This window comes from Tunturiibacter empetritectus, from assembly GCF_014201375.1.
Taxonomy (GTDB): Bacteria; Acidobacteriota; Terriglobia; order Terriglobales; family Acidobacteriaceae; genus Edaphobacter; species Edaphobacter lichenicola_D.
On record NZ_JACHDZ010000001.1, the window covers coordinates 494,229 to 509,676 of the forward strand.

General features: G+C 58.3%; 12 protein-coding genes. 9 read left to right on the forward strand and 3 right to left on the reverse strand.

The annotated features are described in order from the left end of the window. Positions 1-105: 105 nt before the first annotated feature. From HDF10_RS02155 to pelF, 3 genes are all read left to right on the forward strand, one after another. Positions 106-1,212 (forward strand): glycosyltransferase family 2 protein, encoded by a 1,107-nt coding sequence (locus tag HDF10_RS02155; protein ID WP_183810028.1) that lies wholly within the window; start codon positions 106-108, stop codon positions 1,210-1,212. 97 nt (positions 1,213-1,309) lie between these two features. Beyond that, positions 1,310-2,614, forward strand: coding sequence for an O-antigen ligase family protein (locus HDF10_RS02160; RefSeq protein WP_183810030.1), 1,305 nt, complete (start codon positions 1,310-1,312; stop codon positions 2,612-2,614). A gap of 71 nt (positions 2,615-2,685) precedes the next feature. Next, positions 2,686-3,867, forward strand: coding sequence for a GT4 family glycosyltransferase PelF (gene pelF, locus HDF10_RS02165; RefSeq protein ID WP_183810032.1), 1,182 nt, complete (start codon positions 2,686-2,688; stop codon positions 3,865-3,867). Between the two features lie 48 nt (positions 3,868-3,915). Here the strand turns inward: pelF and HDF10_RS02170 are convergent, their stop codons facing one another. The 3 genes from HDF10_RS02170 to xrtA form a co-directional block, all read right to left on the reverse strand. Next, positions 3,916-6,213, reverse strand: coding sequence for a tetratricopeptide repeat protein (locus HDF10_RS02170; RefSeq protein ID WP_183810035.1), 2,298 nt, complete (start codon positions 6,211-6,213; stop codon positions 3,916-3,918). Between the two features lie 166 nt (positions 6,214-6,379). Continuing rightward, a complete protein-coding gene (locus tag HDF10_RS02175) occupies positions 6,380-7,045 on the reverse strand; it encodes an exosortase C-terminal domain/associated protein EpsI (RefSeq protein ID WP_183810037.1) in 666 nt (221 codons plus the stop codon). Then, positions 7,042-7,953, reverse strand: coding sequence for an exosortase A (gene xrtA / locus HDF10_RS02180; RefSeq protein ID WP_183810039.1), 912 nt, complete (start codon positions 7,951-7,953; stop codon positions 7,042-7,044). Before xrtA ends, HDF10_RS02175 begins: the two co-directional genes overlap by 4 nt. Before the next feature lie 441 nt (positions 7,954-8,394). On the opposite strand from xrtA, the gene HDF10_RS02185 reads away from it, so the two are divergent. The 6 genes from HDF10_RS02185 to HDF10_RS02210 are packed head-to-tail and all read left to right on the forward strand — an operon-like array spanning position 8,395 to position 15,248. After that, a complete protein-coding gene (locus HDF10_RS02185) occupies positions 8,395-9,093 on the forward strand; it encodes a polysaccharide biosynthesis/export family protein (RefSeq protein ID WP_311732634.1) in 699 nt (232 codons plus the stop codon). Between the two features lie 8 nt (positions 9,094-9,101). Further along, entirely contained in the window at positions 9,102-10,433 is a 1,332-nt protein-coding gene (locus tag HDF10_RS02190) for a hypothetical protein (protein ID WP_183810041.1), read from the forward strand. A gap of 9 nt (positions 10,434-10,442) precedes the next feature. Continuing rightward, positions 10,443-11,978 (forward strand): GumC family protein, encoded by a 1,536-nt coding sequence (locus HDF10_RS02195; protein ID WP_183810043.1) that lies wholly within the window; start codon positions 10,443-10,445, stop codon positions 11,976-11,978. Position 11,979: 1 nt separating this feature from the next. Continuing rightward, complete coding sequence (locus HDF10_RS02200; RefSeq protein ID WP_183764141.1) at positions 11,980-12,906, forward strand: ExeA family protein; 927 nt, start codon at positions 11,980-11,982, stop codon at positions 12,904-12,906. Then, positions 12,903-13,853 (forward strand): CpsD/CapB family tyrosine-protein kinase, encoded by a 951-nt coding sequence (locus HDF10_RS02205; protein WP_183810045.1) that lies wholly within the window; start codon positions 12,903-12,905, stop codon positions 13,851-13,853. Before HDF10_RS02200 ends, HDF10_RS02205 begins: the two co-directional genes overlap by 4 nt. 18 nt (positions 13,854-13,871) lie before the next feature. Continuing rightward, on the forward strand, positions 13,872-15,248 hold the full coding sequence (locus tag HDF10_RS02210) for a TIGR03013 family XrtA/PEP-CTERM system glycosyltransferase (RefSeq protein ID WP_183764135.1): 1,377 nt from the start codon (positions 13,872-13,874) through the stop codon (positions 15,246-15,248). Positions 15,249-15,448 lie beyond the last annotated feature (200 nt).

Here is a 15,448-nt window from a genome sequence, read left to right on the forward strand (position 1 = left end):
GTTTGGCCGGGGGAGGCTGGTTCTTTCCCGTGATGCGAACCCGCACTGTCCTTTCCTGCGTCGCCTCCTTACGACTGATAGTGTCGGCTACAACGGGACGAAACGGTGAAGTTTCTTTTCTGGATATGTCTCGCGCTTACCGCCTATGCGTACTTTGGCTACGCCGTCCTGCTATCGATCTGGGTGTGCCTGCGAAGGCAATCCATCCAGAAGGCGGACTACACTCCTGACGTTTCTATCATTGTCGCGGCGCGCAATGAGGAGGCAAATCTCCCATCTAAGCTGGAAAACCTTCGTATGTTGAACTATCCAAAGGCACGGCTTGAGATTGTGGTTGCCTCGGACGGATCGACCGACAGGACCGCAGAGATTCTTCTCGAACAGCCTCCCCCTGTTGTCCCGATTCTGCTTGAAGAGTCCGGTGGCAAGGCTCGTGCTTTGAATGCGGCTGTCGATCGCGCTAAGGGCGAGATTCTGGTTTTTCTGGATGCGCGGCAGTCTCTGGAACCGAACGCGATCTCGGAGCTTGCTTCCTGTTTTGCGGATCCAACCGTGGGCGCAGTGAGTGGGGAGCTGTTACTCGAAGACCCTGGAGCCCATTCGCACGAAGGGCTTGGCATCTACTGGAAGATCGAAAAGATGGTGCGGAAGCTTGAATCTGCGTCGGGGTCAGTGGTCGGCGTGACCGGCGCGATCTATGCCATTCGCCGGGAGCTCTACTGTGTCATTCCTCCTCGAACGATTCTGGATGATGTCTTCGTCCCAATGAATGTAGCGCGGCAAGGCAAGCGGGTTGTCTTTGAACCGGCAGCGATTGCGCGGGACAGATTTTTTAACGAAAAAGGGAAGGAGTTCTCGCGAAAGGTTCGCACCTTGACCGGGAACTACCAACTACTCCAACTGGCTCCGTGGTTGCTCTCGCCGTCGAATCCGCTCCTCTTTCGCTTTGTCAGTCACAAACTGCTTCGGCTGCTGATTCCCATCTTTCTTCCTCTGATGCTGGTTGCCTCTGGTGTCCTGGGAGGGCCTTTTTACGGCGCAATCTTCTGGCTTCAGGTGCTATTCTACGTTGCAGCCGCCTGCGGATCCTTGATTCCGTCCGCCAAGAGATTCAAGCCCGTTGGCATCGCCAGCACGTTTGTGATGCTCAATGCGGCTGCGGCGCTTGCCTTCTATAATTTTGCTGCAGGGCGGAAAAAAGTATGGCTCTGACGGCTAATTCGAAACTGTGGCGTCGAGTCTGTTGGGAGAGACTTGCGGGCAGTGGGATGGGTGAATTTTGGGACTAGGCCTCGCACACTATATTCCGTTGATCGCCTACCTCGGGTTCTGGGTCATGTGTATCGTCTCCTTGACCGGGCGCCCCCTGCTGGGACTGTACTACCTGATACCTTTCCTGCCTTATCGCACGATGCGGGATCACTTCCTGGACTATCCGTTGGGCGGCAATATGCTGACCATCCTGGTAATTGCCGTCATTATCGGCGCCATTATCAAGGGAAAATCGATACCAAAGTCGCCGCTCTACACAGTCTGGTTGGTGTTCGGAATTTACCTCTATTTCTCGATGTGGCTTGGTACAGCGCTCGGGAACGCGCCTCCACCGATCTGGATCTCCGACACCAACTTTGTGACGTGGAAAGATTACATGCTGATTCCTTTGGTCTTCGCCGCAGCCGGTATGGTCGTCGAGGACCGTAAGGCGGTGCGAACGGTGATCATTATCACAGCGTTTACTCTCCTGGCCATCGACAGGAGTTGTCTCATGGAAAGTCTGTCCAGGAGCTGGGGCACTTTCGATGAAAATAAGAGAGATACGGGTCCGCTCGCCTATGGTTCGAATCAGACGGCAGCTTTTCTCGCCCAGTTCGCCATGTTCTTCTGGGGTTTCGTCCAGTTTGTCAAAAGGAAGAAGTTTCGGCTGATGTTCTATGGGCTTGTGGCCGTAACAATATTCGCTGACTTGTACACGTTCTCGCGAGGTTCGTACCTTGCCCTCATCGTCAGCGTCATCGTTCTTGGATTCCTGAAAGATCGCAAGCTTATCGTAATCGCCGCAGTCTTTCTCTTTACCTGGCAAGCCATTGTTCCGACCGCAGTTCGTGAGCGGGTTAACATGACTAAAAACTCCAATGGAAAGCTGGAGGAGTCTGCGCAGGAGCGGGTCAGGTTGTGGGAGGCGGCGGAGGCATCCATCCTCAGCAATCCTGTCCTGGGAATCGGCTACGCCAGCTATCAGCTGTCGGCTCACGTAGACGGGCTGAGAGATACCCATAACTGGTACGTCAAAGTGATGGTCGAGACAGGAATCATCGGAATGATCGTCGTGCTTGTGATGCTGTATCAGGTTCTTGTCTTGGCCTATCGGCTCTTTAAGCGAGCCGAGGATCCGCTGTATCGAGGGCTCGGGCTGGGACTGTTTGTCGCCATGTGTTCTTGTATCGTCGCGAACTTTTTCGGCGATCGATGGACTTATCTCGAGATCATGGGCATGCTTTGGGTCCTTGTGGCCATTGCGAGCCGTGCGCTTCAACTGGCCGAGACTGAACCCGTGACCGAAGCCGCTATCCCCGAAGTGACCGCCGCAACTAATCCATTTCTGGCGTACCGATAGATGCGCGGGTCCATCGTGGTCTTCCTCCCGACCCCTACAGCGTCCTTGGCTTTGGGAAGCTTTGAACAAGCATGATTAGGCCGCTACACCTTGAAGAATCGAGCAACGGGGAGGAGTCGAGCGGGGACGCGGCGCATGCTGACGTGCCTCACGTGCTGCTCGTGCTTGATCAGTTCCCCAAAACACTGGGTGGCGGCGAACGGATCGTACTCAAGCTCGCGGGACTGCTGCCGCAGTATGGATATCGCGTCTCGATCCTGACGTTCTCAGCCCATCCGGATAGCGCTGGGCTGAAGTCGCCGCCATGCTCCGTATACCTGTTGCCGCTGCAGCGCACCTACGATTTGGCGGCGATGCGAGGCAGCCTTGATCTCAGAAAGTTCCTGAAGGAGCAGCGAATCCGGATCGTTCAGACGTTCTTTGAGAGCTCCGATATCTGGGCGGGATTTGTAACCAAAGCGATGTCAAACGCGAAGCTCATCTGGAGTCGAAGAGATATGGGCATCCTTCGAACCGGCAAGCATCATGCAGCCTATCGTCTGATGGCAGGCGCTCCCGACAAAGTGTTTGCTGTCTCCGAACAGGTGCGTCGGCATTGCATTGAGGTGGACGGCGTCGATCCGTCGCGCGTGCAGACGGTCTACAACGGACTCGATCTGGCAGACTGGAATGCAGCCTCCAAATCGGAAGAACGTGTTGGAGAATCTGTGGTGGCGACGGTTGGGAATATTCGCAGGGTGAAGGGGCACGATGTTTTTATCCGGGCAGCCGCCTCTGTCGCAGAAAAGTTTCCCCACACGTCATTCCGTATAGCCGGCGACGTTCTGGAGCCGGAGTACTTTGCGGAGTTGCAGGCACTGGTCAGCGAGCTGAAGCTGTCCGACCGCTTTCACTTTGTTGGAGGCGTGACCAATCTGCGCGACTACCTCTCCGCAGCCGACGTCTTCGTGTTGCCATCACGGAGCGAAGGCTTTTCGAATGCGATCGTCGAGGCAATGGCTGCGGCCCTTCCTGTAGTCGCCACTAACGTAGGCGGCAATGCAGAGGCGGTCCAGGATGGTGTGAGCGGAATCATCGTCCCCCCGGACGATCCTGATGCTATCGCGTCTGCAATTGTCGATCTGCTCTCGGATACCGCGAAGGCGAAGCAGATGGGAGCAGCGGGAAATAGGCTGGCCGCGGAGAAGTTCACGACCGAGGCCATGATGGGCCAGATTACCCGGGTCTACGCGAGTCTGCTCCGGGGAGAGTAATCCCTTGAGCCGTTCGAGTCGATGCAGAATTGACGCCTTGGAAGAGGGTTAGCCCAGCAGAGCGAGTTCCTTGTCGGCGTCCTTCGCGGTCTGGGTGTTCGGAGCCAACGCCGCCGCTTTCTTCAGATGAGTCATCGCATCGGCGGTGTTGGACAGCTTGGTGTACGTCATTCCCAGGTGATAGTGGATGGATGCGCTGTTCGGAGCAGCCTTGAGGGCCTCCTCGAGAAGATCGCGGGCCGAAGCAAAGTTGCCCTTCTGATAGTAGATCCAGGCCAGGGTGTCGGCTGTGTTCGGAGAAGAGGGCATGGCGCGCCGCGCTATCTGTGCCAGAGAGAGGGCAACGTCCAGGTTCTGCCCGGTGTCCACCATCAGGTAGGCGAGGTTGTTGGCGGCGATGGGCTGCTCGGGCTGTACGGCAAGGGCCTTCTTGTAGCTGGCCATGGCTCCATTGCGATCGCCCTGCGACTCCTGCATGGTCCCCAGGATGGTAAGACCCTGCGCATCGGTGGGATGGTCTGTGGTCCACTGTTGCCACTTGGCCACGGCCTTGGCGGGATCGCCGGCTGTAACTTCGGCCCGGGTGTAGGTGACCACCGCTGCGTTGTCGCTCGGGTTCAGCTGCATCGCCTTCTCTGACGAGGCCAGCGCGTCTTTCGCATCGCCTGTGCTCAGTTGCAACTCAGCCAGCAGGTTGTACATGTCGCCATTTTGCGGAGTCTTCGCGATCTGGTCCTGCACTCGGCTGATCGCCTTGGCTGGCTGTTTTTCAAACAGGAGAGTGGAAGCCAGCAGACGGAGAGCGCGGGAGGAGTTAGGATTCAGTTCGAGCGTCTGTTCGAGCAGGGTCTTGGCCTCAGGAGTCTTCTGCTGGAAGAGCCGAAGCTGCGCCAGTTCCAGATAGCCGGTGGAGTTCTTCGGATCCAGCTTGATGGCCTGATGGAAGTCCGCGTCTGCCTTGTCGAACTCCTTCTGGCTGCCTTCGGCGATGCCGCGCCAGATATAGGGGCCTGCGATCTGTGGGTTGATTGAGATGGCCGTATCGGCTACCTGATGAAGCGTGCTGAAGTCGTGGGTATCGATCGAGATCTCGGCAAGGCCGGCCTGCGCCTCCAGACTTCCGGGGCTGAGTTTGGCGGCATCGCGGAAGCTCTGCTGCGCAACGCTCATATCGCCTTTGGCGCGAGCTGCCCGGCCGAGCCAGAGCTTGACGACCAGATTGTCGGGATTAGCCTTGGCCGCTTTCTGCAGTGAGGCAAAGGCGTCGGCTGACTTGCCATCGTTGAGCAGAAGCATGCCATTGAGAACCGCAACCTCAGGAATATTGGGGTCGGTTTTGGAGAGCTCCGCAGCGACGGTTCTCGCCTTGGGCAGATCCTTGTTCAAAATCAAAAGCCGCAGATAAGCGATCTTGAGCGGCGCGCTTTTCGGATGTTTGGAGATAAGGTCTGCGTAGGCGGTCTCGCCCGCGGCAAGCTGGTTGGTGCGGATGTAGTAGGTGGCCAGCATTCCTGCACCGCTCTCGGAGTCGGAGAGATCCTCCGATGCCTGGTGAAGAGTCTGCTCAGCCTTGGCCGTGTCCTTTTGCCGCATGTAAAGATCCGCGAGGCTGGCGCGCGCCATCACGCTCTTCGGGTCGGCCGCGATAGCTGCCTTCATCTGATCCTCTGCCCCCTGAAGATCCCCCTTCTTCTGCAGAATCGAGGCCAGGACGACACGTGCTGTCACATTCTTTCCGTCCAGCGAAACGGCCTTACGGAGCTGGTCTTCCCCGGCGGCGGCGGTGGCTGGATCGTTGCTCTGCAACAGGCCGAGCGAGGCATGGAACGCCGCGCGATTCGGGTCTGCCGCGAGAGCCTGCTGAATCTGCGCCAGAGCTTCGATGCGGTCCCCTTTGGCTGCGGCGATGCTCGAAAGAAGAGCATGGGCGTCGGCATTATTATTGTCGATGGCTAGGACCGCGGTGGCCTGTGCGGCGGCCCGGTCGATCTGTTTGCCGGCGAGCAGAATGTTGCCGAGATCGATACGCGCCTGGAGGTTGCCGGGCTGTAGATCTACCGTGCGCATCAGCTCGCTGTACGCCGGCATGACCGATCCCTGCTTGAGGAAGACCTTGGAGAGCTGATAGTGAGCATCGGCGTAGTTGCGATCGACCTTGAGAGCGTTGGCGAACTGGATCGTCGCCTCCTTGAGCTTGCCCTGGTCGGCGTAGCGTTTGCCGCTTTCGAGATAGCGCAGCTTCTGCTTGTTGGGATCGCGATGACAGCCCGCGGTGAGTCCAAGGGCAAGGGAGACGGCAAGCAATGTTGAGATTCGACGGGCTGCCAGGGGGAGGGTGGTTCGCATCGCGCATTTCCTCAACTGTTCTTCAAACGATCTTGTCATTCTCGCACTGTAATCTTGCCATTCTCGCACTGTAATCTTGCCATTCTCGCACTGTAATTGATACTGTCGCGACCCGGCATGGCTGTGCGATATACAACTTAGGTGAAAGTCCGGTCTACCGGCTCTTTTAGTCAGGAATAAAGCGGGGCAGATTGGGAGCCATCTGCTGGGTGAATTGGGTAGCTCGGTCTCTGGCGCTGTCTAACGACTCCCACGGCAGAACCTGGGTGATGACCCGAACCAGGGCGCCATCGGTGCGGTTGGTGCGGATCGCGTCGGCCACCATGTAGAGCTTTGCTTTGTACTCGTTGGGGATGCTGCGGCCGTGTGCCTGGTACCAGTAGATGACAAACTGCTTAATATCTCCGTTGCTGATAACGTATTCGCCAACCTTGTATTGCTTACCATTGATGTCCTGGAAACTGGTGTATCTCTGCGAGTCGAAGGTCCAGCCGGCGCCCGGCAGGCAGTTCTGTGGAGAGTGCATCGTCTGGCCGGTGCGCTGGCTGGCAAAGTAGCCGATGAAGAGGCTGATGGGGGCGGCTTTTGTCATCGGACTACCCGCAGCCGCTGGCTGACCCGTATAGACGCGATTGAGGAAGTCGCCTTTGCCAAGCACCGCCAGGGTATCGTCGGTGAGCGGGACGTCTTGCGCGCTCCAGTCCCCGAAGCGCTCCGGCATCTGGCTGAGAGGCTGGCTTGCAGGGATGCGGTCGGCGTCGCCGCGGCTCTGCAGAATAAAGGCCGTCACGGCCAGTAGAAGGATCACAAGCCAGAAACGTGGGGATCTCATGTGGTTTGTGCCTTTGCGGGGGAGATCAGCTGCATGGCCCGGTGAACCAGGTAGAGGCAGGCCAGAGAGATGACAAACATCACCCAGCCGGAGAACTCGTGGAAGAAGCCGAGCGCCTTCTCCGGGTCCCAGTACTGGACGCACAAGCCGGTACCGACGATGCGCGCCACGTTGGCCGCGACGGCGATGGGAATGCTTGCAAGAGCAAGAAGGACGCGGCGCCGGTTGGTCCGCTCCAGAAAGTAGCCGTAGAAGACTGCGAGCGTGAACAGGCTCATCAGTGAGCGGATGCCGCTGCAGGCTTCGGCGACCTCCAACTTCATGACCGGCAGCTCAATCACGTTGCCTTCGTGGAGGGTAGGTACACCCAGCAGCGGCAGAATATCGCTGGCGATCCGCGAGGCCAGTAACTGCAGCGGGAAGGTGATCTGGTTGAAGAGAATGGCGGGAAAGGGAACCGCGAGGACAAGAACCAGGAGGGGGAAGCGAAGGGCACGGACCATCGCCCAGCCGAAGAAGGTCCAGATCAGGCCGGTCATCAAAAAAATAAAGGACATGCGCGAGGTGAAGAGTTCCACGCCATAGACACCCAGGATCAGAACGGCGAGAGAGAAGACGACCAGCGGAATCCCAAACCAGCTCTGGCGGACCGGGGTGGCCTGAAGCACCTTCCTTTTGTCCCAGATGAGAAAGGCTGCGAAAAAGGGGACAAGGAAGCCATGAGAGTAATCCGGAATGGTGGACCAGTCGTATACCAGTTTGATGGCGACGCGGTAGTACAGAACAGCCAGGAGGAGGGCAATCGAAGCGTAGGGAAGCCAGCCAAACCGGGCCGTCGCGCCGGAAGGGGAGGTAAGAGGCAGCTCTGGATTGGTCTCCTTCGCGGTTAGATCCACTGCGTAGGGCATGATAGGAGTTGTCCCCGGTGTTGCTCGTATGACGTTATACTTCACCTGATCCCTGTAAGCAATTCACGGGCCTCTTCCCGGAAACTGGGTTTGTTCACCGGTTTAGAGTCTATCGACACAAAAGTGGTAGCAACGATACGTCCTATGGGAAAAAGTTTTCACACTTGCACTGATAATCTGCATACCACGGCAAGCCCAAGGAGGGCAGCACGGTAGTTTTCCCTCAGATACCTATATTTTCCAGTTTTCTCGAAAAAAAATCGCCGAGGTGCGAGTTTTGGCCCTCGCGTTGCTAAAAGCATAGTATTTGCCGATAGAAGATTCGGGGTCTTCACGATCCCGAAGCGATGGGGTAACAGAGAGTATTCCCTGGGCGTGATCTTCTAAATGGATTCAAGGCGAGGTACCCTCACGCGCAAGGGGATGCGTCAGAATAAGTGAGTGAATCCAGGGCAAATGGGCAAGAGGAAGGTTGAGGGCTATTCGATGAAGCGGTTTTGTTCCATGGGTGCCTTACTGCTGCTGCTTCCGGTTGCGGCCGGGCCACTGGCAGCACAGGTCACATCAGCACCGAACGCCACGCCGGCGAGTGAGCAGACGACCGCTCCCGCACCGAGTGCTCCCGCAACGGCGAGTCCGAACTATGCAGGCCCGATGGACGCGTCGCGTTACATTATCGGACCGGAAGATTCCCTGCAGATCACCGTCTGGAAGGAGCCTACGCTCTCGGGCACGATCCCGGTGCGGCCGGACGGGATGATATCAATGGGGCTGGTGGGAGATATCACGGCAGCCGGAATGACGCCGACTGCGCTCTCGACCGACATCAGCCAGCGACTCAAAAAGTACATTCAGGATCCCGTGGTCACGGTGGTGGTTCTCGGGGTCAACAGCAAGCGGATCTTTCTGGTAGGCGAGGTAGGTAAGGTCGGCCCCGTCGTCATGACTCCGGGAATGACCCCGTTGCAGGCGATCGTTACTGGCGGCGGTCTTACGCAGTTTGCGAACTCCAGGCACATCTACATCCTGCGAACCGTCGACGGCAAACAGCAGAAGATCCCGTTCAACTACAAGCAGGCGCTCAAGGGCGGAAATGCGGGGGTCTCGCTTCTTTCCGGAGACACAATCGTCGTCCCATGAAGGAAGGTATGAAGATTCAACTACTGATCTTTGGCTTATGTCTGGCGATGGCTCCCTCCCTCGCACAGGGCCAGGCTCTGCCTACCGCTGAGTCATCGATGTCCTCTGCCCTGGGTCCTAACCTGCCCAATCTCGATGGGGTCTTTCACTACGCTCTCACCGCCTCGGAGGTGATTCAGTTCGGCTACTACCAGTCCGGGCAGACGACTTACGCGACCAATCTCTCCGGCAACGCCGCCTACACCGGCCGCAGCACGGCGCGACCTTTCAGCGTGCTCTTCGCAGGTGGTGTCATTCTAGGCAACCAGGCGGGCCAGGGAACCAACAGCTTTTGGAACATCGCGGTGTCTCAGGGGTACGTGACCCGTAACTGGGTCTTCAATGTCTCGGACTCGTTCAGCTACCTGCCGCAATCGCCCACCACAGGACTATCCGGAATTCCTGGCGTAGGCGACCTCGGATCAACTCCGGTTCAGGGCCCGGGGGCAGGCCCGATCGGGACAATCCTGACGACCAACGGCGATCGTATCGGCAATAGCCTGAGCGGCAGTGCCGAGCGGCAGATATCCCACAACACTTCCATCAGCGGGTCAGGCAACTGGGGGAAGCTTCATTATTTAGGCAGCAACGAAGAAGGTCTTGATACGACCCAGGTCTCTGGTTCCGTCGCGTTGAATCATCGCATCGATGCACGAAGCTCCGTCAGCGTCTCTGGTGTCTATTCGACGTTTTCTTACGGCAGCACGAGTTCGGGCGTGAATGAACCTGACTTTCAAACTCGGGGCCTCAACGTCTCTTATCAGCGCGTGTTGAGCCGAACGCTTAGCTTTAACGCCTCGGCCGGCCCGCAATGGATTTCGAGCTCTAACAGCGCCATCATTCCGGATACGACCAATGTCTTCGTGACGGCGGGACTCGCTTACGGCTACCAGTACTGGCATGCAGGGGTGAACTATGCGCGGGGAGCGAACGGTGGATCCGGAGTTCTGCCTGGCGCCATCTCCAACTCGGTCGCAGCTTCGGCAGGCCGCAACTTCGGCCGGGACTGGGTCCTAGGTTTAACCGCTTCTTACTCTCGAAGCTCCGGCCTGACACAATTCTCCACCGGCCCCTCCCCGGTCTCGACCAATGAAACTTATGACACTGCCTATGGCGGGGTTCAGCTTACACGCCGATTCAGTACTCATTTCTCTGGATATGCAAGCTATTCGGCTGCAAGCCAGTCATATAACAACAATCTCATAGTGCCGGTGACGCAAAACATACTCAACACCACCTACCAGACAATTGGATTTGGAGTCACGTTCACTCCCCGTTCCACGAATCTGGGGCAATTTTAAGGAGTCATCATGCTTGGCCATCGCGCATTGACGGTGCAGGACTACCTCATCATTCTGAAACGAAGATGGTGGATCCTTGCGATTCCGGCGATCATCTTTCCTATCGTCGGGTTCGCGCTCACGTTTCTGGTGCAGCCGCAGTATCTTTCGCAGACGCTGGTTCTGGTGGAGCAGCAGAAGGTTCCTGAGTCTTACGTCAAGGCCGTCGTCACCGAGGACCTCAGCGGACGGCTGGCCTCCATGAAGGAACAGATTTTGAGCCGGTCGCGGCTGCAGCCGATCATCGAACGCTTCAACCTCTTCGCGAATGGAAAGCTGTCGATGGACGAACGCATCGATCTGACGCGCAAAAACATTGGGATCACGCCCATTCAATCGGAGATTGCGCGAACAAACGGTCTGCCGGGGTTCTTCATCTCTTTCCAGGCCAACGATGCGCGCACGGCCCAACTGGTCTGCGGCGAGATTCAGTCGCTCTTCGTGAGTGAAAACCTCAGCGACCGGGCAGCCTCGGCAGCAGGAACAACCGAGTTTCTGAAGAGTCAGCTGGCTGATGCCAAGGCCAAGCTGGACGAGCAGGACGCCAAACTCGCCAAGTTCCAGCAGACTTACATGGGGAAGCTACCAGGCGCAGAGGCGTCGAACATGAACATGCTGACCACCCTGAACACGCAGCTGGATGCCGCGACCCAGGCGTTGGCCCGCATGGAACAGGATAAGAGTTATGCCGAGTCGATCATGCAATTGCAAATGGCCCAACAGCCGCAGACCACAGAGCATGGAGGAGCCCCCGCGCCACTGGCCCAGCAGCTTGAACTGCAGCAGCTTCAGTCCCAACTGGCGGATTTGAAGGCGCGTTACACCGACGACTATCCAGACGTGGTCAGCACACAGAGAAAGGTCAATGAGCTGGAACGCAAACTTGCCCAGGCCCCCGCTCCCTCGATTGCGTCGGCGTCTTCCGCTCCGAAGCCGACCGACTCCCTCAGCGTGCAGCAGATGCGTGCTCAGCTGCGTTCCATGGAACAAGCCATTGCGCAGAAGAAGCGTGATCAGGCCGAGATTCAGGCCCAGCTTCGGACCTATCAGGATCGCATTGCCTCGAGCCCTGCGGTGGAGGAGGAGTACAAGAGCATTACGCGCGACACCAGCACTGCGCAGACCTTCTACGACGATCTGCTCAACAAGATACAAACAGCCAAGATGGCAACCGACCTTGAGCGTCGGCAGCAAGGAGAGCAGTTCCGAGTTATGGATGAACCTAATCTTCCCGAATCACCCTCCTTTCCCAAGCGTTCGGTCTTTATCATCGGAGGCTTTGCCGGCGGCTTGGCACTGGGTCTGTTCATCATCGCGTTGCTCGAGTACCTGGATACGGCTATTCGAAACGAGCGCGATATCTGGGCGTTTACCAAGCTTCCCACCCTCGCCGTCATTGGTTTCGCCGGCGAAGCGGAGCCGGTGGCCACGAAGCGGAACCTATTCGGCCGTCGCGGCCGGGACGTAACCGCGGGCGGCAAGCCGCTGATGAATGCGGGGGGCTGAGATGTACAACACCTTCTTCAAGCTCCAGAGCAGTCCCTTCGGAACCAGCCCCGACCCGCGGTTTCTCTACATGATGCCGCACACCCGGGAGGCGCTGGCTTGCCTGGAGTACGGCATCTCCGCACGCAAGGGGTTCACAGTGCTGACGGGCGAGGTGGGCACCGGCAAGACGACGCTGCTGCGCCGGGCGTTGGCCTCCTTCAGCGGCCGCAAGGTCTCAACCTCTTTCGTCTTCAACCCGCGTCTGGACGTGCTGGACTTCCTTGAGTTTGTGCTCACCGACTTCGGCATTGTGCCGGCGACGCGAACCAAGTCGGGGATGCTGCTGCAGTTGAATCGCTGGCTGATCGAACGCTTCCGCATGGAGGAGACCTGCGTGGTGGTCGTCGATGAGGCGCAGAACCTCTCCTGGGAGCTGTTGGAGGAGATTCGGCTGCTGACCAACCTTGAGACCTCGTCGGAGAAGCTGTTGCAGATAGTCCTATCGGGGCAGCCCGAGCTCGAAGAGAAGCTACGCCATCCGAGCGTGAGGCAGCTCCGGCAGCGAGTCTCTCTCTGGTGCCGCACTCAGGCTTTGACCGAGAGCCAGACCCACGCTTACGTCGCCGAGCGCCTGAGAATAGCCGGTGCAAGCTGGCCGCTCTTCTCGCCTGAGGCGCTGGATTTGGTTCATCGCGCCAGCCGGGGAATTCCGCGCATCATCAACCTCCTGTGCGAGCACTCGCTGATTGTGGCGTATGTCGAACAGGTTCAGCAGGTGACCGCGACGATCGTCGAGGGCGTGGCGGCAGAGCTTGAGCTGGAGGTACAGCCGTTCATGCTCTCTTCGGCTGTCCTCGGCAACGGCGACAAGCAGACCGCTTTCAACTCGAAAGAAGATAACTTTATAGCCGCTTTCAACAGAGAGCCGGGAAGGCACGATCGATGAGCCGCATCTACGAAGCACTCCAGAAGGCAGAGTCCGAGCGCAGGTTGGAGCGGCGCGAGCCGGAGCCGCGTATCCCAGAGCAGCCGGTCCACTCCGCCATCTATGCGACCGCCGTGGCCACAGCCGAGGAAGAGCAGGCAAGCTCTACTTCGGTCGCTGAGCCTTATGTCGAGACGCCTGTTGTTCGCGTTGACCCAAATGCGCTCGATGTCAGCAAGATTCCCGTCCGCCCCTGGGCGCTGTCTCTCGAGCATCTGCCCTCCCTGCTGGAACGGGGGCCTGCGGTCGAGCAGTTTCGAAGCCTTCGCTCCCGAATCTTCGAGCTCCGCGACATCAGCCCGCTCAAGAGCATCATGGTGACCAGCGGCCTGCCGCAGGAGGGCAAGAGCTTCATCTCGACCAATCTGGCCATGAGCCTCGCCCGCCACAAGAACAGCAAGGTGTTGCTGGTTGACGGCGACATGCGGCGCTACACGCTCCATCAACTTCTCGGCTGTGAGTCGCATCCTGGCCTCGCGGACTATCTCGCCGGCAAGGCGAGTCTGGTCGAGGTGATGCAGCGGTCGGAGCCGTTTGAGGGGATGACCGCGGGAACTGCCGCAATCACGCAGAACCTGACCTTTATTGCAGGCGGTAACGGCGGCGATAAAGCAGCCGACCTCTCCGGCAGCCCACGCTTTGAAGAACTGATTCGACTGGCAGCGCCGCACTTCGACTGGATCATCGTCGACTCTTCTCCTGTCCTGCCCGTCTCCGATGCCGTCAACCTGGCCCGCGCCTGCGACGGCGTTCTGCTGGTGGCACGCAGCGGAGAGACAAAGTTCCCCGTTGCGCAGCGCGCTCAGAGTGAGTTGAAAGCCTCAAACATTCTCGGATTTGTCTTGAATGCTGTGCAGGAAGCGCCCCAGGTCGGCAGCTACTATGGATACGATGCCGCCAAACCGTAACAGGGAGCGAAAGACCCGATGATCCGGCTTTTCAACGTGTACTATCCCACGCGTACCATCGTTCTCCTGCTGTGCGAAGCGCTGATTGTGAGTGGTTGCTTCCTGCTGGCGACGGTGCTGCTGCTGGGGCCGGATACCTATCTCGTTCTGAACTATGAGAACGGGGGGCTGAAGATTCTTGGCCTGACGATCCTGACGCTGCTCTGCTCGTACTACTTCGATCTCTATGAGCCGCAGCGCATCTCCGCAAGCTGGGAGATCTACTTTCGCCTGCTTCTGGTCCTCGGTTTCCTGTCGTTCCTGCTCTCGGCCATAATCTATCTCTTTCCCGCCGCCGACATCGCCCACTACGTTCTGCTGCTCGGTCTCATCTTTCTCACCCTGGCACTGGTCGCCTGGCGCAGCGCGTACGAGTGGATCATCGGCCGGGAGATGTTCCGGGAGCGGGTCTATGTCCTTGGAGCGGGCGAGCGTGCCCAGACCATCGTCAACCTGCTCGAAGCCCGCAAGGACGCGGGCATGGAGGTTCTGGGTTGGGATGGCGTTGTCGCCGACCGCGACCAGCGCAAAGAGGCCATCCACGCTGCGCTGGAGAGGTTCTCCGTACCCAAGCCGCCGGTTGATCGCGTCATCGTTGCCATTGAGGATCGTCGCGGCGAGTTTCCTGTCCGAGAGCTGCTCAAGCTGCGGTTCAACGGAGTTGTCATTGAGGATGCCGGATCCCTGCTGGAGCGGCTTACCGGCAAGCTGCACCTCGACGGGCTTCATCCCAGCAGCTTCATCTACAGCGAAGGCTTCCGCGTGAAGCCCTCTCAGCAGATTGCCCGGCGAATCGTCTCTACGCTGACGGCCGCGGTCGGTCTGCTTCTGTTCCTGCCGTTCTTCCCCATCGTCTTGTTGATGGTGCGGCTGTCATCCCCAGGCCCGATCTTCTTCCGGCAGACACGGGTAGGTCTCGGCGGAAAGAACTTCACGGTCTACAAATTCCGTACGATGCGAACCGATGCAGAGGTCGCCGGAGCAAAGTGGGCGACCAAGAACGATCCGCGCGTGACCCGTGTCGGCATGTTTATGCGCAAGACCCGGCTCGATGAGGTCCCGCAGCTCTGGAATGTATTGCGTGGCGATATGGGTTTTGTGGGGCCGCGCCCGGAGCGACCCGAGTTTGTGCCGTGGCTCACCGAACAGATTCCCTACTTCAACCTTCGCCACATGATCCGTCCGGGCCTGACAGGCTGGGCGCAGGTGCGTTATGGCTATGGAGCGACGCTGGCGGAGAGTCGCGAAAAGCTGGAGTTCGATCTCTACTACATCAAGCACATGACGCTTGGGCTCGATCTGTTGATCATGTTCGAGACGATCAAGACGATCATCAGAAGACAGGGAGCGCAGTAGCTCCTTCCACAGACAACAAGTTTCACTCTCTTTCCGGCCAACGGGAGGACAGGCGGAGCCTTTCCGCCAGAAAAAGGTATACAAGTTACGAAGTGACCGCGCGAATCGGGGTCCCCGCGAACAGGTCTTCGTTCGTGGGGTGGCAAGCGCAGTGGGCCCGTCCGGACATTTCTTTCGAACTCAAACGGAATGCGAATCAG